This is a genomic window from Cohnella massiliensis, from assembly GCF_900169535.1.
Taxonomy (GTDB): Bacteria; Bacillota; Bacilli; order Paenibacillales; family Paenibacillaceae; genus Cohnella; species Cohnella algarum.
The window spans coordinates 1,216,715-1,239,196 of the sequence record NZ_LT821259.1 but is presented as its reverse complement, the minus strand read 5'-3'; the positions used below and the strand labels follow the sequence as shown (position 1 = coordinate 1,239,196).

The 22,482-nt window shown below is 58.6% G+C and carries 13 protein-coding genes; 4 read left to right on the top strand and 9 right to left on the bottom strand.

Annotated elements, in window-relative coordinates:
* Nucleotides 1-41: 41 nt before the first annotated feature.
* Together B7E11_RS19485 and B7E11_RS19480 are read left to right on the top strand one after the other, a co-directional pair.
* Nucleotides 42-1,835, top strand: coding sequence for a sensor histidine kinase (locus tag B7E11_RS19485; RefSeq protein WP_080837717.1), 1,794 nt, complete (start codon nt 42-44; stop codon nt 1,833-1,835).
* Nucleotides 1,828-3,432, top strand: coding sequence for a response regulator transcription factor (locus B7E11_RS19480; protein WP_080837715.1), 1,605 nt, complete (start codon nt 1,828-1,830; stop codon nt 3,430-3,432). Before B7E11_RS19485 ends, B7E11_RS19480 begins: the two co-directional genes overlap by 8 nt.
* A 16-nt stretch (nt 3,433-3,448) precedes the next feature.
* On the opposite strand, the gene B7E11_RS19475 is transcribed toward B7E11_RS19480, so the two are convergent.
* The 3 genes from B7E11_RS19475 to B7E11_RS19465 are packed head-to-tail and all read right to left on the bottom strand — an operon-like array spanning nt 3,449 to nt 5,889.
* Complete coding sequence (locus tag B7E11_RS19475) at nt 3,449-4,180, bottom strand: ABC transporter permease (protein ID WP_080837711.1); 732 nt, start codon at nt 4,178-4,180, stop codon at nt 3,449-3,451.
* 45 nt (nt 4,181-4,225) lie between these two features.
* The gene (locus B7E11_RS19470) at nt 4,226-4,975 is read right to left on the bottom strand and encodes an ABC transporter permease (RefSeq protein ID WP_080837708.1); all 750 of its coding nucleotides are present in this window, start codon (nt 4,973-4,975) and stop codon (nt 4,226-4,228) included.
* Nucleotides 4,975-5,889: an ABC transporter ATP-binding protein gene (locus B7E11_RS19465; RefSeq protein ID WP_080837705.1), complete on the bottom strand. Its 915-nt coding sequence runs from the start codon at nt 5,887-5,889 to the stop codon at nt 4,975-4,977. The genes B7E11_RS19470 and B7E11_RS19465 overlap by 1 nt, the downstream gene beginning before the upstream one ends.
* 187 nt (nt 5,890-6,076) lie before the next feature.
* Between B7E11_RS19465 and B7E11_RS19460 the strand changes: the two genes are divergently transcribed.
* Both B7E11_RS19460 and B7E11_RS19455 read left to right on the top strand, forming a co-directional pair.
* A complete protein-coding gene (locus B7E11_RS19460; RefSeq protein WP_080840896.1) occupies nt 6,077-6,784 on the top strand; it encodes a response regulator transcription factor in 708 nt (235 codons plus the stop codon).
* 40 nt (nt 6,785-6,824) lie between these two features.
* Nucleotides 6,825-8,240 carry a sensor histidine kinase gene (locus B7E11_RS19455; RefSeq protein ID WP_080840895.1) on the top strand — a complete coding sequence of 472 codons (1,416 nt, stop codon included), beginning with the start codon at nt 6,825-6,827 and terminating at the stop codon, nt 8,238-8,240.
* Between the two features lie 102 nt (nt 8,241-8,342).
* Here B7E11_RS19455 and B7E11_RS19450 read toward each other — a convergent pair whose 3' ends face one another.
* The 6 genes from B7E11_RS19450 to B7E11_RS19425 all read right to left on the bottom strand — a co-directional run bounded on the left by B7E11_RS19450 (nt 8,343) and on the right by B7E11_RS19425 (nt 22,336).
* On the bottom strand, nt 8,343-9,776 hold the full coding sequence (locus B7E11_RS19450) for a DHA2 family efflux MFS transporter permease subunit (protein ID WP_080837702.1): 1,434 nt from the start codon (nt 9,774-9,776) through the stop codon (nt 8,343-8,345).
* A gap of 1,352 nt (nt 9,777-11,128) precedes the next feature.
* Entirely contained in the window at nt 11,129-13,153 is a 2,025-nt protein-coding gene (locus B7E11_RS19445; protein WP_080837700.1) for an MGH1-like glycoside hydrolase domain-containing protein, read from the bottom strand.
* A gap of 44 nt (nt 13,154-13,197) precedes the next feature.
* The gene (locus B7E11_RS19440) at nt 13,198-18,780 is read right to left on the bottom strand and encodes an Ig-like domain-containing protein (RefSeq protein WP_080837697.1); all 5,583 of its coding nucleotides are present in this window, start codon (nt 18,778-18,780) and stop codon (nt 13,198-13,200) included.
* Between the two features lie 162 nt (nt 18,781-18,942).
* Nucleotides 18,943-20,469 carry an ABC transporter substrate-binding protein gene (locus B7E11_RS19435; protein WP_176220823.1) on the bottom strand — a complete coding sequence of 509 codons (1,527 nt, stop codon included), beginning with the start codon at nt 20,467-20,469 and terminating at the stop codon, nt 18,943-18,945.
* Between the two features lie 51 nt (nt 20,470-20,520).
* On the bottom strand, nt 20,521-21,402 hold the full coding sequence (locus B7E11_RS19430; protein ID WP_080837692.1) for a carbohydrate ABC transporter permease: 882 nt from the start codon (nt 21,400-21,402) through the stop codon (nt 20,521-20,523).
* A gap of 28 nt (nt 21,403-21,430) precedes the next feature.
* Nucleotides 21,431-22,336, bottom strand: a complete 906-nt coding sequence (locus tag B7E11_RS19425) for an ABC transporter permease (protein WP_205432552.1) — start codon at nt 22,334-22,336, stop codon at nt 21,431-21,433.
* Nucleotides 22,337-22,482 lie beyond the last annotated feature (146 nt).

Genomic DNA, 22,482 nt, shown 5'->3' with positions numbered 1-22,482 from the left:
AATGTAACCGATTACTTCATGGGCGAGGTGGCAAAAAGCGAATGGGGATCCGAACCAACTTAAAGCCTGTGTCCTTGCGGCAGAAACTGATGCTGACTTCGATTGCTTGCCTTGTGCTTCCCGCGATCGGCATGCTGTACACGACCGGAGTCTACTCCAAGATCATTATTCGCGAGCACACGCTGGGAAAAGCCATGCAATCTCTCATGATCGTGCAGTCTCAAGTGGAAGCGATACTGGAGGAAATCGTTTCCATATCCAACTTCGTCCAATTCGATCCGGAAATCAAAACGCTATTGGAAGAGGCGAAAGGCAGCCCGGTCGCCGCGAGGCAGCTGACGACCCGGTTGGAGCAAATCGCCGGCGAGAAGCGGGACCTGCGCCTGACCTTGCTGACGAGGGACGGCCGGGCATATTCCGACTATTCGTTTTACGACTTCGAGCCGCAACGCTTTTTCCGGCAGGACTGGTTTTCGAGGGCGGAACGCCTGACGGCTTACGAGACGTTATTTCTGGGCGGACTGGAAAACTACCTGCCTCCGCTGTACCCGGAACAGAAATATGTGTATATGACCGCGCGGGCATTAACCGAGACGCTCGATCATCCGCCCTTCGCTTACCTGATCGTAAGCCGTACGGAAAACTCCATCCGGGAGCTCTTTGCCGGCATGGAAGAGGACGTGTTTCTGCTGGACGAAAACGATCGAATTCTTTCGAATCGAAATGCCGAATGGATTGGAGACCGGTTCGGGAACGTGCTGCCGCGGGAGGCGCTTTCTTCGCCGGAAATCATTCACGTCGACGGAGAAAATCAATTGTTTCTTTCGCTCCCGCTTCGTTTCGCGGGATGGAGGCTCGTGAGCGTGGCTCCTTACGAGCAGCTTACGGAAAAGTTGAACGGCTTGTATCGAACGATGTTATTTCTGCAAGCCATGTTCGCGATCGGCTTTTTGCTCGCGCTCACCTATTTATTGCGGCGCTTTACGAAGCCGGTTCTGGCGCTCGGGGAAGCGGCGAAAAAAGTCGAATCGGGAGATTTGAACGTTCGTTCCAACATTCGCGGACCTGACGAAATCGGCCGGCTCGGCCGTTCGTTCGACTTTATGCTCGATCGCATCCAGCAAATCCTGGCGCAGGTGAAGATGGAGCAGGAACTGAAGCGGCAGGCGGAAATGGCGCTGCTGCAGGCGCAAGTTCATCCGCATTTTCTTTTTAACGTCCTGAGCTCGATCCGCCTGAAGCTGTTGATGAAGGGCGACGAAGAAACCGCGCTCGTCGTCGGCTCGCTCTCCTCGCTGCTTCGGGCGAGCCTTTCCAAGCAGGATGAATTCGTCGCCCTTTACGCGGAAATCGAAACGGCCAAACAATATACGGACTTAATGAAGTTTGCGATGCGTTTCCCGATCGAGACCCGTTGGGAAATTCATGGGGACCCGTTTTCCGTTGCCGTTCCCCGCTTTATTTTGCAGCCGATCATCGAGAACGCTTATAAGCACGGCTTTGCCCAAAACGGCGGGAGGATCTCGATCAAGACGGAAGCCGCCGGTTCGGCCTTGCGAATAACGGTCGAAGATAACGGCCTGGGCATGACTCCCGAGACGCTCGCGGAATTGGAAAAGCGTCTTAACTATCGAAAGCGGGAACTGATCGAGCAAATGATATCCAACGAACGGGTCTCGCCGTCCGGCATCGGACTTTATAATGTTTACAGCCGATTGAAGCTGGTATACGGGGAGCGGTTTGAAATGAAAATTCAAAGCGTGCGCGGCCGGCGCACGACCGTGGAACTGCTGTTGCCGATCGGGCAAGAGGAGGAGGGCGGCCATCATGTTTAAAGTTCTCGTCGCCGACGATCATTATCCGGTTCTGGATTATTTAAGCGCCGGCATTTCCTGGCCCGCGCTCGGTCTGGAATTGGCGGCGACTTGTTCCAACGGCGGCGAAGCCTGGGAAGCTTGCCGGATCCATCGTCCGGACATTCTCGTAACGGATATCGGAATGCCCGTGATGGACGGATTGGAATTAATCGAAAAGGCGCGCGCGATCAACCCTCGGCTGAAAGCGGTCATCTTGTCCTGCCATGAAGATTTTCACTATGCGCAGCGGGCCGTAAAGCTGAACGTTAGCGATTATATTTTGAAGGAAAGCCTTCGGATCGACCAGGTCGTTGCCGTACTTAGCCGGTTGGCGAACCAATTGACCGAGGAAAAGCGCTCGGAAGACGACCGGCACCAGCTCAAAAACGTGGTTCGGCAAAATCTTTCCGCCATTCGCGCCGGTCTTATCCGCAAATTCCTCGAACAGCCGGTCTGGAACGAAGCGGAATGGGCGAACGAATGGCAAAATCTCGGCATTCAACTCCGAAACGGCGTTCCCTATCTTCCGGTTGCCGCCTGGCCGGAACGGGCCGCCGAATTGGAAATCCGGTTCGGCGGGCCGGTCAACATGCAGTTCGTCATCGATAACGCCTTGCAGGAATTAGTCCGCTACGACGGAAGCTTTCTGTTCGTTCCGAACGAACGACAGTACCTGTTCCTGTTCCCTTTCCCGCATACATTAAAGCGAAATCTTCATGAGGATATTCGAGTCGAACTGCTTCGCGTCCAGCAACAGATGCAGCGGCATCTGCGAGTCGGGATTTCGTTTATTTGCGGCGAAGTCATCCGGGATTTGATTCAATTGAAAAAAGAAATTCAAAAGCTGTTCGACGCGAAAACGTTCCGCTTCTATGCGGGCGAGCGCGTATATGCGAAAATCCGGCCCGTGCAGACGACGCAAGAGGATATCTTCCTCCATTATTCCAAAGCCCTGCAAGCGCTGAAAGACTGCATTCTGGCCGGAGACAACGCCCGGATTGCGTTTGCCGTCAAGGAATGGAAGCAGTTTATCGAAGACAGGGCCTACCCGGTCGAAGCCGTCCAAAGCTGGGTGCTCAAAATAACGATGGAACTCCAGCTCAAGTACGCGGTCATGCAGAACTTCGTCACGAACTTCAACGCCGAGCTGCTTCAGCGGAAAATCGCTTCGATCGAAACGCTGGACCACCTGTTGGAATGGCTTTGCGCGTTTCTCGAGCAAAAATCCGTCGAAATCCGGTCGCTTCGGGAACAAACCGTGCGCAGGGAAATCGCGGAAGCCCAGCGATACGTCCAAACCCATTTGGGCGAGAAGATCGCGATGGAGGAAATGGCCCATCGGTTGAATTTGAACCCGTCTCATTTCAGCCGGATTTTCAAGCAGGAAACCGGGGAAACGTTCGTCGAATTCGTCACCCGCACGAAAATGGAACGGGCGCGGGAGCTGTTGAACCAATCCGATCTGAACGTCGCGGAAATTTCCCAACGGCTCGGCTACGAGCATACGAGTTATTTCATCAAGCTTTTCCGGAATTATGCCGGCATGTCCCCGAACGAATTCCGCAAATCGATTTAGCCTGTCTCCCGGCTCGTCAAGCCGCCGCATCGGCGGTTCGCAAACGGCGGATGGCGAGCGCGGAGACGAGGATGACGTACAGGCTGGTCATGGCGTAAAACAGGCCGATTTCGGCGGCGGGCAAGCTCTGCTGGCTGAGCACCCCCATGCCGATGGTCAGCAGCGAGTGCGGGAAAATCAGGCCGAGCTTGGCCACGTACAGGCCCAACCCGATGAAAACGGCGCTCGCGCCGATGCCGATCGGCACCGCAAAGCTGTGGATCCGCATGGACAACCAAAGCTGAACGGAGCCGATGGCAACGGAGGCCCACCAGCCGCGAACGGCCCAGCCGGCGAGAGCCGCAGGCAATTCGGAGCCGAGGCCGAAGCCGAGGCCCGCGCCGATGTAGAGCAGCGCGAACAAAATTTGTACGAAGCCCAGCAAAACCGCGGTCACCGCCAATTTCGCGATGAAAAGGTGGGCGGCGGGAACGGGAGCGGTAAGGAGCAAATGCCAGTTTTTGTTCGCATGTTCCAGTCTGCATAAATAGGCGCAGAGGATGGCGACAAGGATCGGCAAAAAAAACTCCCCGTAAAACAAGCCGACTTGGGTCCACAAGCTGTACCAGCCGTTTTGCAAAGCGCCCTGGTTGAAGGCATAGTTGGCGCAGCCGATCAGCATGCTGATCGCCGGCAGCGATACGAGAATAAGCCAAATGCGGGAGCGGCGCAGCTTGAGCCATTCCGCCCGGATGGAGCGTGCGAGCATAAAATCCCTCCTGGTTCGGGAAATAGGAAACGGGCTTTGCGCGAATCATATTTCTTGCCGGGAAACGTGGATGCTGCCGGCGATATACGCCGCTGCCCCCATCGCAAGCGCGGCAAGCGCGTGCGAGGGAGAGATGTCGCGCAGCACGTATCTCATCGTCTCGTCGATGTAGCCGAACGTGACCGGGCTTAAGCCCGTGAAGTAGGACCAGATGAGCCCGGCGCGTATTCCGGCGGGGAATAAGTCCGCCGTCATGCCGGCGAAGCCGCCGAGCATGCCGAGCGCCAGCGCGAACGCCTGGTTTTTGACGGCGAGCGACAGCCATTGCTGCAGCGCGACGATCGCCGCGGTGGCGAGCATCGTCCCGGCCGCGTACCGGAGCAGCAGCGCGACCGGCACGGCTTCGGCCCAGCCCCGGGCCATGCCGAATGCCGCGATGCCCGCCGCCTGCAGCGCGACGGCAACCGCCAGAAGCAGGCAAGCCGCAATGTATTTGGCGGCATAGATGCGGCTTCGGGCGACGGCAGCGGACATGAGCAGCTTCCATGTCTGGCCCTTATGCTCCATGTCGCATATGCGGGATACGATAACGGCCGACAAGATGGGCAGGAACAGGCCGTTCATCGAGGCGACCGTGGCAATGGCGGCGGGCCAGCCGGCATTGTCCGGGCGGCGGGCGATCGACATGCTGAGCGACGCGAAAGCCCAGCCCAGCTCCACGGCCAGGAACAGCGCGAACATGAGCGTCAGCCGCTTGCGGCGCAGCTTGTAAAATTCAAGTCGGATCGCGTGCATCACAGACTGCTCTCCTTCCCCGTAAGCTCCAGAAAGATGCTCTCCAGGCTGCGCTTGCGCTCCTCGATGCGGACGACGTCGATGCCGGCGCCGACGAGCGCCCGGTTGCAGTGCGCGACCTGCGCGTCGCTCCATTCGCGAAACGTCAAGTACCCGTCGCCGCCGCCGGATGGCGCCAGCCCTTCGGCGGCCAGCAGCCGCGCCGCTGCTTCGTTGTTTTGCGTTCGCACGGCGATATGGGAACGGCTGCGGCTTTTCAGCTCCTCCATGCTGCCTTGGAAAGCCAGCTGCCCGTCGCTGATGATGCCGACCGACGTGGCTGTCTGCTCGATCTCCGACAGCAAATGGCTCGACAGCAGCACGGTGATGCCGTATTGCTGCGGCAACGACCGGATCAGCTCGCGAATCTCGCCGATGCCGGCCGGATCGAGACCGTTCGTCGGCTCGTCGAGCACGAGCAACTTCGGGAAGGCCATGAGCGCCATGGCGATGCCGAGCCGCTGCTTCATGCCGAGCGAATAATGGCCGACTTTCTTGTCCTTTTGCTTTTCGAGGCGGACGATTCGCAGCGCCTCCGTCACGTTGCGCTCCGGCACGTTGCGCAGCCGCTGCATGACCCGCATATTTTCCAGGCCGGTCAGGTGGTGGTAAGCCGAGGGCGACTCGATCAGCGAGCCCGTCCTGGCGAGGATGGAACGGCGGTGCTTGCGCAGATCCTGGCCGAAGACGAGGATCTGGCCGGATGTCGGCTTCGCGAGGCCGAGCAGCATTTTCAGCGTGGTGGACTTGCCGGCGCCGTTCGGCCCGAGGAAGCCGTAGATTTCCCCTTCGTACACGGTCAGGTCGACCTGGCGGACCCGGTAAGCGTCGCCGTACTTTTTGGACAGTCCGTTTGTGGATATAATCGCGTTCATGTTCCGAATTCACTCCCGTCTGGATGGACCCCTGCGTCGTATGCGTCGTATTTCGAACCCAAGTATGACACGGTGTTCCTACGCCGAGCTGAAGCCTGCCTTACGGCAGCCTTAAATCCGTCCGGGGGCATGGTTCTCGGCCGGCGCGGCCCGGTATAATGGTGACAGAGAAGGAGGGCCGTCCATGATGGAGGAATGGAGAGGAAAAAAGATACTGCTGGCTGACGACGATCCCGACATTCGGCAGATGATCGACGGCTTTTTGCGCAAGGACGGTTTCTTTCGCATCTATCATGCCGCAAGCAGCGAGGAAGCGCTGGCCGTTTGCCGGTCCCAGAAGCCGGATGCCGCCATACTGGACGTCATGCTGCCGGACGGAGACGGGTTTGCCCTGCTGACCGCGATTCGGCGATTTTCGCAGATTCCCGACCTGTTCCTGTCCGCAAGAGGCGAGGATGAAGATCGGCTGCTCGGGCTCGGACTCGGCGCGGACGATTACATGGTCAAGCCGTTCCTGCCGCGCGAGCTGTCGCTTCGGCTATCCGCCGTCTTGCGCCGCGTGTACGCCGCTCCGACGGAGGGGCGGCATCCGGCTTTCCGGCTCGGCGGTTACACGGTCGATTTGGACGGCGCCGCGGTGCGGGGACCGGACGGCGAGCAGCCGTTGACGGCCAAAGAGCGGGCGCTGCTGCTCAAGCTCTATGAAAACCGGGGACGCATCGTCACGAGCGACGCGCTTTGCCAGGCCGTTTGGGGAGATGAGTATGACAGCTATGAAAACACGTTGATGGTGCACATTCGCCGGATTCGCGAGAAAATCGAAGCCGCGCCGTCGGCGCCGCGGTATTTGCTGACCGTCCGAGGGCTCGGCTACAAGCTGGAGGCGGCGGAATGAACATGGACGGAGCGGCCCCTATGGAGACGGAAGAATGAGGTTGGACGGGGCGGCCCCTATCTTGCGGCGGTTCGTCGGCGCGACCCTCTGCATCTCCGTCTTGTTGCTTGCCGTCAATTTCGTCATGCTGGGCGCGTGGCTGTTCAAGGGGATGCGCGGCGGACAACCGCCCGCCGACACCGTACGTCTGACGGCGGAAGGGCTGACGGCGGACGGCGGCGGCTTCGCGCTGAGCGCGGAGGCGGAGCGGCAATTGAAAGCGAGCCGCGCCTGGGCCATGCTGCTGGACGCAAGCGGGACCGCCGTCTGGAGCTACGCGCTGCCGGACGAACTGCCCCGCGTCTACTCGCTTGCCGACGTGGCGCGAATGTCCCGACACTATCTGATGGACTATCCCGTTTTCGTCTGGGAGCACGAAAGCGGGTTGCTCGTCGTCGGTTATCCCAAGGGCAGCATCGCCAAGTACGCCGTCGACTTTCCTGTCTCCTGGCTGCACGAGTTGCCATTCCGCTCCGTCGTCCTGGTCATCGCCAACCTTGCCTTGGCGCTTCTGTTGTCGCTTGCGATCGGCGCGCTGCTCATCCGGTCGATCCGGCCGCTGATCCGCGGAATCCATGCGCTGCCGCACGACCGAGGCGTTGAAATCCAACCGCGCGGCATGCTCGCTTCTCTCGCGAGCAGCATCAACGCCACCTCCGCGCTGCTGCAGCGGAAAAACGCCGCTCTCAAAACGAGAGACGAAGCGCGCTCCAACTGGATCGCCGGCATTTCCCACGATATCCGCACGCCGCTCTCGTTGGTGCTCGGCTATGCGAGCGAGCTGGAGGACAGCGCCGACGTGCCGTCCGAGCAGCGAAGAAAAGCCGGCATTATCCGGCGCCAGGCCGAGAAGCTGCGCTCGCTCGTCAGCGATCTGAACCTGGTATCGATGCTGGAGTACGAGATGCAGCCGCTCGATGTCAAGCCGATCCGCCTCGCGGCGCTGGCGCGCCGGGCAGCGTCGGACGTATTGAACAACGGGCTGGACGAACGGTTCGCGCTCGAGCTGGACGTTCCCGGCGAGCGGACTGTCGCAGCCGGAGATGAGCGACTGCTGCTGCGGGCCGTGCTCAACCTGCTGCACAACAGCATCGATCACAATCCGCAAGGCTGCCGGATCGTGCTGCGGACGAGCGAGTCGCCGGAACGCGGCACCTGCTCCCTGATCGTAGCCGACGACGGCAAGGGAGTCGCGGCCGGCGACCTGTCCGGCTTGCTGGAGCTGCCGTACGCCTCGACGCAGCGGCGCCGCGCGGCGAACGGCCGCGGGCTCGGCTTGCCGATGGTAGCCCGCATCGCCAGGGCGCATGGCGGCGAGCTGCGGCTGGCAAGCAGCCCCGAGCAGGGAATGCAGGCGGAGATCGAGCTGCCGGCCGCCCCGCCTCCGCTTCCGCTGCGGAATCAGGATAAATCTTAATGGGGATGGTCGCTCGTCATAAGAACAAACCGCAAAAAAAAGCAACAAGACTCCGCTTCGGAGTGCTTGTTGCTTCCGGTTCAGTGCTTGCCTAAACGCCGCTCAATGCGACGGATGCATCGCCCGGTGCGACACGATGACGCGGCGGATGAACAAGGCCATCGCCAGCCCGAACAACGTCACGATCAGGGCGAAATGAAACACGTTCTGAGAGCCCGACGCCATCGCGTTCGCCACCTCGGCGGCCTCGTTCGGAGCCGCTGACGCGCCGAGATACCGCTCCATGCCGTGCGTCAAGATGCTGATCGCGACGGCGGTTCCGACCGCGCCCGCCACCTGCTGCAACGTGTTCATGACCGCGGTGCCGTGCGGGTAAAGTTCCGGCGGCAGCTGGTTCAGACCGTTCGTCTGCGCCGGCATGAATACCATCGAAATGCCGATCATGAGGCAAATATGCAGCGAGATCATGAGCGCGACCGAGGAAGCCGGAGTGACGCCGGAGAAAAACCATAACGCGGCCGCCACGACGACAAGCCCGGGCAGGACAAGCCACTTCGGACCGTATTTGTCGAACAGCTTGCCCATGCGAGGCGAAAGGAACCCGTTCAGCGCGCTGCCCGGCAGCAGCATCAGGCCCGCGGCAAATGCCGAAAGTTCCATGCCTTTCTGGAAATACATCGGCAAAATGATCATGCTGGACAAAATGATCATCATGCAGGTAAGCACAAGCAGCAGTCCTACGATAAACATCGGGTACTTAAACACGCGCAAATTCATCATCGGCTCTCGCATGAACAGCTGACGAAGCACGAACAGCGCAAGCGCGGCGAGACCGATGGCGATCGATGCGACGACGACCGGATTCGTCCATCCCTCCTCCCCTTCGCCCGCTTTGCTGAAGCCGAAAACGACGCCTCCAAAGCCGAGCGTAGACAGGAGGACGGACAGCAGGTCGATGCGCGGTTTCGTCACTTCGGTGACGTTCTCCAGATTTTTCAGGCCGACGAGCAAGCCGAACACGAGGAACGGAAGCGACAACCAGAAAATGAAATGCCAAGTCAAATATTCGATCATAATGCCCGCCACGGTCGGCCCGGTCGCCGGAGCGAACATGATGACGAGACCGACGAATCCCATCGCCGCGCCGCGTTTCTCCGGCGGATAGACGACCAGAATCGTATTGAACATGAGCGGAATCAAGAGCCCCATTCCGACCGCCTGCAGGACGCGCGCGATCATCAGCATCTCGAAATTGAACGCGAGCGCCGCGATCAAGGTTCCGATGATGGAACTCGTCACCGAGGCGATGAACAGCTGCCTCGTCGTGAACCATTGCAGGAGCAATCCGGACAGCGGCATCAGAATACCCAGCGTCAGCAGGAACCCCGTCGTCAGCCACTGCGCCGTCGCCACCGAAATTTGGAACACCTCCATCAGATTGCTTATGGCGATGTTGAGCGCCGTTTCGCTGAACATGCCGATAAAGCCGCAGATCAGCAAAGACGCCATGATCGCGCGAGTATTGTACTTTTTCATGAATTCTCTCCCTCTACCCTATCCGTAGGTTTATTTACGCGGAGCTTTTTCTGCACCGCTATCTGTTAATTTAATGGTTACAGTTTAATAAGTCAATAACAACCTTTATTCTTTTTCCTCCGATGTAAGTATATAAGGAATGCGCGGATAACATTTCTCATGGATTGCTGAAATAACGGGAAAAGGCTTGCCGATCTTTTTCACTTTAATTTTCTTTCGCGCACATCTTTGGTTCCCGAAAGCGAATCCGGATCTGGCCGAGGCGGCCGCCCTCCCGGAGTCTTACGTTTGCTTTACCGGATGTCTGGTCTTCTTTGCCGGACGTGAGTTTTGCAGGACGGATACGTTTGCCGCAGTATGCCTGTTGATTGACCAAATTTTGTGGCGTGGACAATGGGGGGCTAGTCCATTCCCGATCGAAAACCGGCATTATCCTCCTCTGCCGGCCCATCGGTTTGATCGACGGATTGTTCGGTTGAAAGGACGGCAAGCAGCGCGCTAACGGATGGCAGAGACCTTATTTCGTCGAAATTCAGGTTTAGGAGAATGTAACGGAACTGGAGTACGCTATTAACGAAAATTCGACGCGTAAACGGGGGAAAATGAGGAAATAAGGGCGCTCAGCTCCATTACATTTTGAAAATGCACGATTTTGTCAAAATAGCGAACCCCATCTCCGTTAGCGGAAGAAAATGAGCCTTAAGCGAGAAGCGATTTGTTGGCTGCCATTTCGTGGTTAATCAACAAGCCTGGCTCCGCAAAGCCGGGACACCGTCTTTCCGGTTGTCGTCGTCAGAGGCAGCCCGTGATTTCGAAGCCAGTCATGACTTCCTCCAATACCGTTATTTCGGATGACGAGCCGATTCCGGCCTCTCCCAAACGAAATAACGGCCTCAACGGGCCGTTATGTCCCTGCGTTGCGGGATATTTCGCCAATAGCAGCCTCGACAGACCACTATTTCGGATGACGAGCCGATTCGGCCTCCCCCAAACGAAATAACGGCCTCAGCGGGCCGTTATGTCCCTGCGTTGCGGGATATTTCGCAATTAGCGGCCTTGACAGACCGCTATTTCGGATGACGAGCCGATTCCGGCCTCCCCCAAACGAAATAACGGCCTCAACGGGGCCGTTATTTCACCGTATTGCGGGATATTTCGCCAATAGCGGCCTTGACAGACCGCTATTTCGGATGACGAGCCGATTCCAGCCTCGATCGACCGTTATTTCGGAATGACGGACCGTATCCAGCCTTCCTCAAACGAAGCTCGCATCGCCTCCGTCAAACTCCGGATTGCGCCGGATTGCCGACCGCAGCAAACGGGTCTGCCAAAGCAAAGTTAAGCAATAAGAACTACACCACTCGGATCCTTTTCGGCGCGCCTTCGTAAATGCAGCTCCCGTCGCGATCGATTCGGCAGTAACCCGGCTCCATGTGCGCGTCGATGCGATGCCCGCGGAACGTATAGCCAATCAATGTCACGCGGCCCTCGGCCGGCGGCCGGGGGAATGCCAGGAGACTGCCGTCGAGCTGCGGCCGCATGCCCGCCATGCCGAATAGGATAGCCTGGACTCCGGCCAAACCCGAAATGTTATTGGCACGCTTGTGGGCAGGCGTCATGGGACGGTCGCAATAATGTTCTTGCGGGAAATAAGGCAAGTGGCTCCCCATCCACAAATGCCGCTTGAGCACATCCCAGGCCAAGTCCGGGTGGCCGGTCTCCCACAACGTTTGCGCCAGAATGGGACCCTCGCCGGCGAAGCTTCCGCCTCCCGACCAATCCGGGTCGTTCAATTCATAGTGCAGCTCGTCTTCGGCGGAAACGCTGGATACGCCATACGGCCCGAGAAACTTCCCATCTTGCAAATGGGACAACAATGCCTTCGCCATCTCCGGAGTGCAAGCCCCCATGCGCAGCGCGTCGTATGCCTGGATCGAATAGACGAGCTCGCGATGTCCGTCCGGGTATACGCTATGAAACCAGCCGGCGGATTCGTCCCACAATTCCTCGCGAATCGCTTCCCGAATCCGGTCCGCTCGCTCCTTCCACCCGGCCGCCCCCTCCATTCCGAAAAATGCCGCCAGCTCGCCCAGCCGCTCGTAACACCACGCCCGTTCGGCGTTCGGGCTGCAAACGACATGTTCGTAGCCGCTGCCGCGCATTTCCAGCAAATGATGCTGCTCCCCGTAATCCAGCAGATCTCCGTGCCGGGACAGACGACGCTCATCCACTTCCAGCACCCGCCGAAGGACGGAAAACCATTCGCGATCGGCCCCATGCTGGCAGAACGTCGACCATGCGAAATGAACGAACGACCACAGACTGTAGGAGTAAGCGAACGGCTTGTCTCCCGTTCCGTCGGGAGCGAAGCTGATGTGCCGGTCGATTCCCCCTTCTTCCATAAAACGCAGGTACTCCATCGATTTGTCCGCGCCGAGCAGCATCGTCAGCACTTGCCCCGCGTAACCCGCGGCATCCCACGGATAGCTGTTGATGCCTCCTCCGTCCATTCCGGATACGGAAGGCAGCGGCTGGATTTTGAAGAGCGGATGCTCCCACAGGCAGATCAGTCCGCTGATCAGCGAACGCCGGTAATAGTCTTCCAGTCCGGGGATATCGCTCTCCAGCCGCGGCACTCTTTCTTCCGCTTGGCGAATTCGCTGCCGCCACCGCACGGTCGTCTCGTCTTCCCGCTCGGCCAGGCTCGGTTCCGCGACATCCGATTCGGCATCGGCTCCGGCGTCGGTCAGCACGACGGCCAATCGACAGACGGCCTCTTCGCCATGATCCGGATGAAAAGCAAGGCCTTCATGCCGCAGCAAGATTCGAACCGCTTCGCTCTCCCAGATCCCGTCGCCCCGGCTTGTCGGCAGTCGTCCCCCGGAAGGGGGGACGAAATTCCATTCGCCGAGCGGGACCTTTCTCACCCGACCGGGATCCAATCGCGGGACGATTCGCAACGGGACGGCTCTTCCGCTGCGGTTTCTCGCCCGGATGACGAGGACGAAGCCGGCGGCTCCGGACAGCGGGACCAACTCGCTGACGACGGAGAATGACAGCGTCTTGCCCTCTCTCCGCCAATGGTAGGTCCCCCTTCGCACGATGCGGTCCGGCCGCCAGACGATTGCGGCCGGCAGCAGGCCGCAATCGTCCTTGCCCAGACTTCCGGCATCGTCGATCAAGCGGTCATCCGCCTCCAGCCGTACGCTCAGAAGCAGCTCGCCTGCCGCATATGGGGGAGAAAAACATCCGATAACGCCCATAACCGTCCCGTGCAGCGGCGACGTCACTCCGAACAGGCTGCCGACGCCGATATGATTGGGAGGCGCCGTGCTTTTGCGAAGATCGAATGCATACCGTTCCAATGGATCGTTCACGTCTAATTCACCTTTCCTTCGCGGGCATCCGGCAGAAGGCCCGGTTACGGTTTGGCCAGATGCGGAATAATCTCCTCGATCATCCTGTCGGCGAATGCCGCGTCGATCTGTCTGCCGGATAATGCCCTTACCATGTTCTCCAGCGCTTTCAAGCCAATAAGCAATTTCCTCCGGTCCGTTTGCCGCATCAGGTAATCGGCCATGGCCAGCAGGCTGTGCAAGACGAGCCTGTTTCGAATCCAGCCCATTTGACCGGCATATTTCAGGACGGACTTCAGTTGGGACAAGTCCATTTGCACTTCCAGCACATACTGCCCGACGGCTTCGTTGCCCGCATGGTCCAAAGCTTCGGCCGCGATGGTATGGCTGCCGATGGACAGCTCCATCGGTTCCAGAACGAACGCCAGGGCGACCGCTTCCCCGTCGAGCGTGGCGTTGCCGCTCGCGATGCCGCTCAACGCATCGGCCAGCGATACGCTCACCTGGATCCGGTCGGTAAGACCGAACGTCGGACCGGGAACGGTTCCCGCGGGGCCGATCGCCGAAGCGGAGATCTCGATCGTCGGAGGCGTCAGGTCGATCTTCACCTGCGTCTGCCGGACGACCTCCTGATTGCCGGCTCGGTCGATGCTGTAATAGCGAATCGTATGCGCGCCTTCGCCGTCGACCGCGATCGTATTGCCTTCGGCAAAAGGCCCATCGTTCAGGCTGTACATCGTCTTCGCCACGCTGCCCCTGTCGTCCGTCGCGGTCAGCGTAATCGTCTGGGCCTGACGGTGCCAGCCCGGCTGCGCATCGTCGACGGTCGTGGGAGGCGTCGTATCGATCGGAACGTTGCGGAACGTAATGTTGCCCGACTTCGCATAGACGCCGAAGTACCCCGATTCCGCGATGCGGCCGTCTCCTTCGTCGAGAAAATCCATGACCGGATATCCGTTGACGCGGAGCGTCAGCCTCACGCCCCCGGCCTCGTTCACGGCCGCCGTCTGCACCAGCATATCCTGGCCGAACGTAAAGTAGCGGTTGGGAATGGCCTCTCCGCCGATTCCGAGCTGTCCTTCGATGAAGCCGAACAGCACGGTTCGCACGCCGGCATTGAATCGCTGAACCTCGATGATGTCCGGCTTGAACGTGATCATATACGCTTCGTTGCCGGCATCGAAGATGCTCAGGTCCGGCTGCCGGTTCCGCAGGCTGATCGAAGGCCAGCCGACAATGCTTTCGATGTTCATGAAGAAGACAAGCTGGTCGTCTCCGTACGTTCTTCCCTGGTACGTGGCGAATCCGCTGGGCGTTACTCCGGGGGTAAACAGCGTTATCGAGTTTTCGTCCCCGGACTTGGTTCCGTGGCCGTCGAGAAGCCAGGCATCGAAATCCGCGATCGCGTCGTTTAGAGCCGTGCCCTCGTAATCGATGACCTGTACGGCGAACGATTCGGTCACGACGGCTCCTTCATAAGCGGCCGTCACGTCGATGATCGACGCGCCGGGGAGATGAGCGGCGAGCCATCCGTCGCCATCGACCGATACGATGTCGGGATCGCGGCTGGCGAATTGCAGCGTCGCGTTCGAAAGGATTTGTCCGTACAGAGAAAGCACGATCGTCTCCAATCGCTTGGACGAGTCCAGCAGGACGTGAACCGGAGTTTCATGGGGACGCGCCGGTTCGATCCGGTCCAACCGGTCGTCGACATATACGTTTACTGTCGCCGTCACGGTCGTGTTTCCTGCCGTGACCGCCACGGTAACCTTCGATTTTCCGGAGCCTGCGGCCGTCAGCTTTCCTTGTCCGTCCACGAGGACGACGCCGGCATCTTCCGATCCGTACTCGATCCGGGTCACGTTGCCGAGGTCGAACGGCTCCCCCTTGGGCGTCAGCACCGCGATCGGCAAATCGAAAAACTCGCCGCTATTCAAATTGACCGTTTCCGGAGCCGCTACCTCGCCTAGCCGCATTTCCCCGATATCCCGGTACTCCGCCTCCAATCCCGATCGCGCGATAATATCCAGCGCTTCCTGCGGCCATTGGCCGTTCGGATAAACGCGGGTATCCGTAATCCGGATATCGACGCCGCTGTTCTGCAAATAGGCCGTCGTGGTGTAGTTGCCGTCCAGCGTGATTTCGCGGATCGAATTCGTCCAGATGTGCAGCCACCGCGGCACGAATTGGTTCTCCCAGAAGGTCGATTTGCGCAGATCGACCACGTTGCGGTCGATTCGCCAAAAGGTCGACCCTTCGTCCGGGTACAGCGCGCCCGATTGATTCATCTGGTTTTTGATATAATTTTCCGCGATGACGTTTGGCGAATCCGCCGTGCCTCCCGTTCCTCCGAGCGTATAGACGGCCCCGCCGTCGTAGAGGCCTGCTCCGAGCAGGTCGTAGATGAAATTGCGCTCGATTCTCACGTTCCGTATGGCCGACGTCGGAATAAATTGCCAGCCGTAGCCGATATGAATGCCGCTGTACGGAATGTTGAATATCTCGTTGTGGCTGATGTCCATATCGACCGGAAATCCGGCCGAAATGGCCGAAGCCGAACGATATTCGACCCCGATGTCGTGAATATAGTTGTTGACGACGTCGTTGTTCTTCATGAGCAGCCGGCTGTCCGGCGGATCGAAGATGGCGGGGTCGTTGCGGGTCGGTTCCCCGATAGTGACCGCCCCGCCCGAAAGATCATAGAACTTGTTGCCGCGGATCATGCTGTTGCGAACGCCTTGAACCATCTTCAAAGCAGTGGAACCGAGCTTGCTGAATTCGTTCCGCTCGAAGACGATGCCGTTCGCTCTTCTGACCGTTATGGCGGCATCGGGAAGGGTGTCGATGCCGTTCGTGCGGATGTGATTGTTCTGGGCGTCCGGGTGGCCTATGCTTCCGTTCGGATGCAGCCAGGTCGTATAAGCAAAGCTCAACCCTTCGAACCGAACGTCCCGGATCGGCGCATCCAGGCTGCTGCCCTCCGCCGTTATCAATTTCTCCAGAACCGGAGCGATAACCTCGGCCGAAGCGAGATCCTCTCCTTCCCTCGGTTTGTAATAGAACGTATCGGTCGTCCGGTCAAGATACCATTCGCCTTCCTCGTCGAGCAGCTCGTAGGCGTTCTCGTAATACCAGGGCGCCTTGGCCGAATGGCTTCCTTTATGCGTAACGTAATACCAGCCGGGCTGCTTCATCTTGATCGTCGCAATCCCGTTCTCCGCGGTGATCGATTCCACGCCCATGCGCGAATTGGTCCACAATGATTTGTATACCATTTCCATATCGGATATGTTCCCCCACTCGGCCAGAAACGTATCCGTCGTCGTATGGCCGACCACGCCGTCGTCCCACGTCGCGTTTGAAAGTCCGCCTGCGCTTCGCGCCCGTATGCCCCGCACGCCGTTGACGTACAATTGGCGGGTTTCGATATCGCCGCCCGCGTAGGCGCGGTAAATGTTCTTCTCCGGATCGTGCAGCGTCCATCCCGTGATCGCCTTGCCGCCGCCGATCACCGCCTTCTCGCCGGAATAAGCCTGATAGACGATGCGGTAGCCGTTCGAGCCCGAATCCCGTTCGTCCAGCGCAAACGTATCGTTCAGCGCGTACGTTCCGCCGCGAAGAATGACCCTCACGTCCCCGATCAGCGGACGCTGAATCGCCCGGACGGCATCGCGAGCCCGCTCCAGCGTCCCGAACGGGGCCGCCTCCGTCCCCGGATTGCCGTCGTCGCCGTCAGGAGACACGTAATAGTCCGCTTGCACGGTTCGCGGAACGACCGTTACGGCGCATTCCGCGCGAAACTCGCCATCGTTCGACACGGCGGCAATGACGGCCGTGCCCGTTCCGACGAGGAACGCTTCCCCTTCCTCGTTGACGACGGCGACGGTTTCGTCGCTCGAACTCCAACGCACGCCCCGATCCGTCGCATTCGCCGGCTGCACGATCGCTTCAAGATCGAGGATGGAATCGACCGGGTGCGTCGCTTCGGCTGCGTTCAATTCGATTCCCGTAACCGGCTGGTAAAAGACTTCGACGGCTGCGGAGGCGCTCAGGCTCCCATCCGCCGACGTTGCCGTGATCGTCGCCTCCCCGGCGCTTTTGCCCGTGACGATTCCGTTCATATCCACCTCGGCGACGCCCGGATCGCTCGAGCTCCATTCGACGCATCGAAAAGCGGCGTTATCCGGCATGATCCTCGCGGTCGCCTGCTGCCGGTTCCCGACGGACAGCCGGAACTCCGCCGGCTCCAGCCCGATCGTTTCGACGGCGCGGTAGTCGTAAGCGGCGATCCAATCCAGATAGATCGCCCCGCTCTCCGTTCGATAGATTCCGAACTGCAATTGTTCGATCCGGGCGACGGGGTTGAGAAACGGAAGCCGCGTTCGGACGATCGACCCGTCGATGAAGAAATTGTAGGTCCCGGCATCGGCGTCAAGCTCGAGCCGGAACTCGTACCAGCGGCCGGGCTCGTAAGGCTGAACCCGCTGCCATGTCGTGCCGACGAGCACCGCTAAATATCCGTCGTTGTAAAACGCGACTTGCGCAACCGACTGCCCGTTCGTTCCGATGACCGATGCGGGGTATGCCATCGCGTTGTTTTGCATCGCCATCGCCCGGACGACGAGCGTCGTTTTGGAGGCGGGCTGCAAAAGGACGTTCCTTGCATAGAAGCTCGAGTCCGTCGGAATCGGCTTGACGATATGCATGGCCTGGCCGGATGTCGACGGAGCTTCGGCGATTACCGCGAAAGCCCCGTCGGTTGTCGTGAACGACCAGCCGGCAGGCGGCGATCCGATCGGCTGGCGGTTGAACGTCTCGTGCAGCAATTCGCCTAGCACGATGTCCGAAGGCTGCACCTGGACGACGCTCGTCGCCCGGATGCCGCCGTCCGATGCCGTGGCCGCGATGACGGCTTCGCCCGAGCTTGCCGCGGTCACGATCCCGTTCGCATCCACTTTCGCCGCGAGCGGATTGCTCGAACTCCATTCGACTGAACGGAACGTCGCGTCCGCCGGCTCGAACGATACGGCCAAGCCCAAGCGATCGCCGACCTCGAGAAGGGTGGAAGCCGGCTGTACCGTCAGTTGTTGCACGGCGCGATAGGGGCTGATGCCGATGCTGTCGTAATACGCGGTGCCGGCGTCGGTCCGGAAAATGCCGATCTGCAATTGCGCGATAACCGCGGACGTTTGAAAGCCGATTCGCGCTTTCGTCAGCACGCCGTCAATCGAAATATCGTAGGTCTGCGAAACCGTATCAAGCGCCAGGGTAAAATCGTACCAGCGGCCTGCTTCGTAGCGCTGGAGAGGGATCCATCTCGTTCCTTCCAAATACGAAATGTAGCCGTTGCTATTGAAGCCGAACTGGACGAGCGCCTGTCCGTTTCCGCCCAGAAGCGAAGGCGCGTAGACGAGCGCATTCGTCTGCATTGCCATGACCCGAACGCTTACGGACGCTTTCTCCAATCCCGACGGAAAAGGGGTCCTCGCATAAAAGCTGACGTCCGTGGCAGCCGCCTTGCTGATCTGCATGCTTTTGCGGGTCGAATCCGGAACTTCCGCCACGATAGCAAACGCCTCTTCCAACTGGGTATACGACCACCCTGCCGGCCGTTCGCCGGTCGCCAACGAATCGAATGTTTCGTTCATGACGTCTCCTCCTTCGTTTCCGGTTCGAGAGACTTGGCGCTAACGGCAACGAGACGCAAGTCGCTGCCGCCAACTCCGCAACGCTCGCCCAACTTTCGGCTTCTAGCTTCTTGCGCTTGCTTTTGCCCTCCTATGATGAAGCGGCATTACGGCATTACCGCATTACCGCGATGCCTTCCAGGCGTCGATCTGCTTCTGCTTCTCAGCGATGATGGCATCCGCCCCGGCCGCCTTCAGCCGGTCCAAAAATTGCGGCAAATACTTTTCCGGATCGACGGAGCCCGTCAGCAATCCCGGAGTATACTCGTCGAGCACCGATTGGGTTTGCGCGATTTCCGCTTTGACCGGTTCGATATCGAAGTTGAATCCGAGCAGCTTGGAACGTTCCGCCCGATTGTTGAGATCGATCGTTTGCTGCCAGACGTCGTCGGGCTGCTCCGGCAGCAGGTACGCGTTAAACTGGTTGCCGAACGACCAGGACTTGTTCGGGAAGTAGCCGCTGTCGGCAATCGGTTCGATGCGGTCGGCGCCTGTCTTCTTGTAATGCTTGTTCTCGATGCCGAAGCTGAGCAAGTTGTACAGTTCCTTGTCCGTGTTCATCAGCTCGATGAGCATCATCGCCCGCTCGGGGTTTTTGGACGTCCGGCTGATCGCTTGCAGCGTAATCGAAATATTCGCCGTCGTGACGAACGGCCGGTCCAGCACGTGCTGCGCGACGTCATTCCCGCCTACAAGCGCTTTCATCTCCGCGTTTCCGCCAGGCTTGATATTGTTCCACATGCTGAGCGACAGGCTTCCGTCGGAGGTGCTGCCGACCTGGGCGGTCGCCACGTCCTTGTTGATATAGCCCTTCTCGTACCAGTCGCGGATCAGCTTGATATGCTCCAGGAAGGACGGCTCGGTATACTGGTTGATGACCTTCAGGCTGTCGTCGCCGATTTTGACGGTTCCGGGCGACATCGGGGACAGGATCGAATCGAAGCCGTAATAAGTCAGCATATCTTTCCAAATGCCCGCCTTCGACATGTAAAACGGCGTGCTGTTGCTGCTCTCTCCGTCTTTCATGCTTTTAAGCAGGGGCTCCAGTTCCTCCAGCTTGTTCACGCCGGTCAGGTCGAACGCATATTTGTCGAGCATCCGCTGCTGCACGACGACGCCGTTTTGCCTGGCCACGATTTGATAGTTCGGGACGCCGTAGATGCGCTTGTCGACCGTGACCGCCTCCCAGAAGTCTTCGGGAATGGACGCGAACGTCTGCGGAGCGTACGTCTTGATCAAATCGTCGAGCGGAATAAACGCCCCTTTGGCCACGCTCCCGTAAAAATCCCCGCCAAGCGAGGAGGAAGCGAAGGCGAGATCGAACGTTTCTCCTGCCGCGATCATCGTTTTGATTTTCGTATCGTATACGCCGCCGTCAATAAAACGAAGCTCCACTTCCGCGTTGATTTTCTCTTTTACGATTTTATTGAACGCTTCCTGAACGGCGGCCCCGTCCGTCTGCGGCGATGCCCTTAGCAGCCAGACCAGCTTCGCAGGAGGCAGCGCATCCGGCGTTTCGCTCGCTCCGGTCTGAACCGGCGTTTGCGTTTCCGCTGCCGGCTTCTCGTTCGACGTGCCGCACCCGGCCAAAGCCGCGAATGCCAACGCCAAGGCAATACCAAGGAACCCCGCCTTTTTTCCGACTTTCATTCCGTTTCCTCCCTGATTTGTATTGCGCACTACCATTCTATTCATCGCGGACTACCCTTTGACCGCTCCATCCGCCAATCCTTTGACAAAGTATTTTTGGAAAAAGGGGAATACGAGCAGCATCGGCCCGGCCACGACAAGCGCCATCGCCATGCGCGCCGCTTCCGACGGGAAGTCGGCGATTTCCACGATGCCCGTATCCAGCGCCGTTCTAAGCAATTCCTGGATATTGGCCATCATGACGTACAGGAGCAATTGCAGCGGATATAAATTCGTACTGTCGATATACAGCAGCCCGAGAAACCAGTCGTTCCAATATCTCAGCACCGTAAGCAATCCGATCGTCGCCAGCGCCGGCTTGCTCATCGGGATGATCAAGGTGAACAAAATGCGTTTTTCGCTGCAACCGTCCACCGTCGCCGCTTCGATGATCTCGTGGGACAGCTGCGAGAAGTAGGTCCGCAGCATAATGATGAACCAGGGAGCGGCGAGATAGGGCAAAATCAACACCCAGAGCGTATCCTTCATCTGAAGATAATTCGAAATGACAATGTAAGTGGGAACGAGTCCTCCGTGAAACAGCATCGTAAAGACGACATAAAACATCAGCTTGCCCCGATGGATGTAATCTCTTCTGGACAATGGATACGCAATCATGGACATGACCAGCAGAGAAAGAAACGTTCCGGTTATCGTGACGAACAACGAAACGCCGTAAGCCCGAAAAATGCGCTCCGACGCCATGAACACATACTCGTACGCCTCCAGATTGATGTCTTGGGGCCAAAACGAATACCCCGTCGCCGCGATTCTCTCCCCGGAGGACAGCGAGATCGAGACCATGAGCGCAATGGGCGCAATGCAGGCGATGGACAGCAGCAACAGCGGGATGTGCGCGATCCATCTGGCCGTTCGGGATCGGGTTCCGGACATGCCGCGTCCCTCCTTTAGATCGACTATGTTAGAATAAAGCGTTTTCTTTGCTGTGTTTCCGAATCAGCACATTGACCAGCACGATGAGCACGAACCCGACGACAGATTGATACAGCCCGACTGCCGAAGCCATGCCGATATCGCCGATCGTTCGCAAAGAACGGTACACATAGGTATCGATGACGTCCGTCGTCGAGTAAAGAATGCCGCTATCCTGCGTGACCATATAGAAGAGCCCGAACTCGGCGTGAAAGATGTTCCCGAGGCTGATCAGGAACATGATAATGACCAAGGGAGCCAGCATCGGCACCGTTAAATACCGGCGCATTTGGCCGTTCGTCGCCCCGTCCACCGCCGCCGCTTCGTAGTAGGTTCGGTCAAACCCCATAATTCCCGCGTAATAGATGATCGCGCCGTGGCCGACATACTTCCAGAAGTGCACCGCCGTCAAAACGAAGGGCCAGACCTGAGGCTCGGAGTACCACGAAACCGCTTCCAATCCTAACCATTCCATGCCTTTGTTCAGGATGCCCAGGTCGATGTTCAAGAACGCGTACACGATCAGGGCGACGACCGGCCACGATAGAAAATAAGGAAAGAACATCGTGGTCTGGTAAAATTGTTTCAGCCATTTTCGATGGACCTCGCTGAGCAGAATCGCCACGGCGACGGAGCCGATCGTGCCGACGACGATAAAGATGAAGTTCAGGCCGATCGTGTTCCTCGTTACTCTCCACGCATCGGCGGAAGTAAAGAAGAATTTGAAATTGTCGAAGGCCGCCCATTCGCTGCCCCACACTCCGAGGTCGTAGCGAAAATTTTTGAACGCGAGCACGATACCGCCCATGGGGAGGTATTGAAACGTAAACAACAGGAGGATGGCCGGCAACGCCAACCATGTGAGCTGTCTGGCCTGTCTTCTTCGATAAACCATCCCTTTCCTTTTAACTTTAACTTTCTCTTTCCCGGCGCCTGCCGGTTTTTCCGCTGCCGCTTCATTCAACATTCAACATTCACCACCATCCCTATAACGAGTGCGGCTCACTACACAATATAGGGAAGCCGGGCGGCGATTTGCCA

Excerpts from the sequence above, each read along its gene's own strand:
- B7E11_RS19485 (WP_080837717.1), top strand. The coding sequence starts at position 42 with ATGGGGATCCGAACCAACTTAAAGCCTGTGTCCTTGCGGCAGAAACTG.
- B7E11_RS19460 (WP_080840896.1), top strand. The coding sequence starts at position 6,077 with ATGGAGGAATGGAGAGGAAAAAAGATACTGCTGGCTGACGACGATCCC.
- B7E11_RS19440 (WP_080837697.1), bottom strand. The coding sequence starts at position 18,780 with ATGAACGAAACATTCGATTCGTTGGCGACCGGCGAACGGCCGGCAGGG.
- B7E11_RS19480 (WP_080837715.1), top strand. The coding sequence starts at position 1,828 with ATGTTTAAAGTTCTCGTCGCCGACGATCATTATCCGGTTCTGGATTAT.
- B7E11_RS19425 (WP_205432552.1), bottom strand. The coding sequence starts at position 22,336 with ATGGTTTATCGAAGAAGACAGGCCAGACAGCTCACATGGTTGGCGTTG.
- B7E11_RS19450 (WP_080837702.1), bottom strand. The coding sequence starts at position 9,776 with ATGAAAAAGTACAATACTCGCGCGATCATGGCGTCTTTGCTGATCTGC.
- B7E11_RS19465 (WP_080837705.1), bottom strand. The coding sequence starts at position 5,889 with ATGAACGCGATTATATCCACAAACGGACTGTCCAAAAAGTACGGCGAC.
- B7E11_RS19435 (WP_176220823.1), bottom strand. The coding sequence starts at position 20,469 with ATGAAAGTCGGAAAAAAGGCGGGGTTCCTTGGTATTGCCTTGGCGTTG.
- B7E11_RS19430 (WP_080837692.1), bottom strand. The coding sequence starts at position 21,402 with ATGTCCGGAACCCGATCCCGAACGGCCAGATGGATCGCGCACATCCCG.
- B7E11_RS19470 (WP_080837708.1), bottom strand. The coding sequence starts at position 4,975 with ATGCACGCGATCCGACTTGAATTTTACAAGCTGCGCCGCAAGCGGCTG.
- B7E11_RS19475 (WP_080837711.1), bottom strand. The coding sequence starts at position 4,180 with ATGCTCGCACGCTCCATCCGGGCGGAATGGCTCAAGCTGCGCCGCTCC.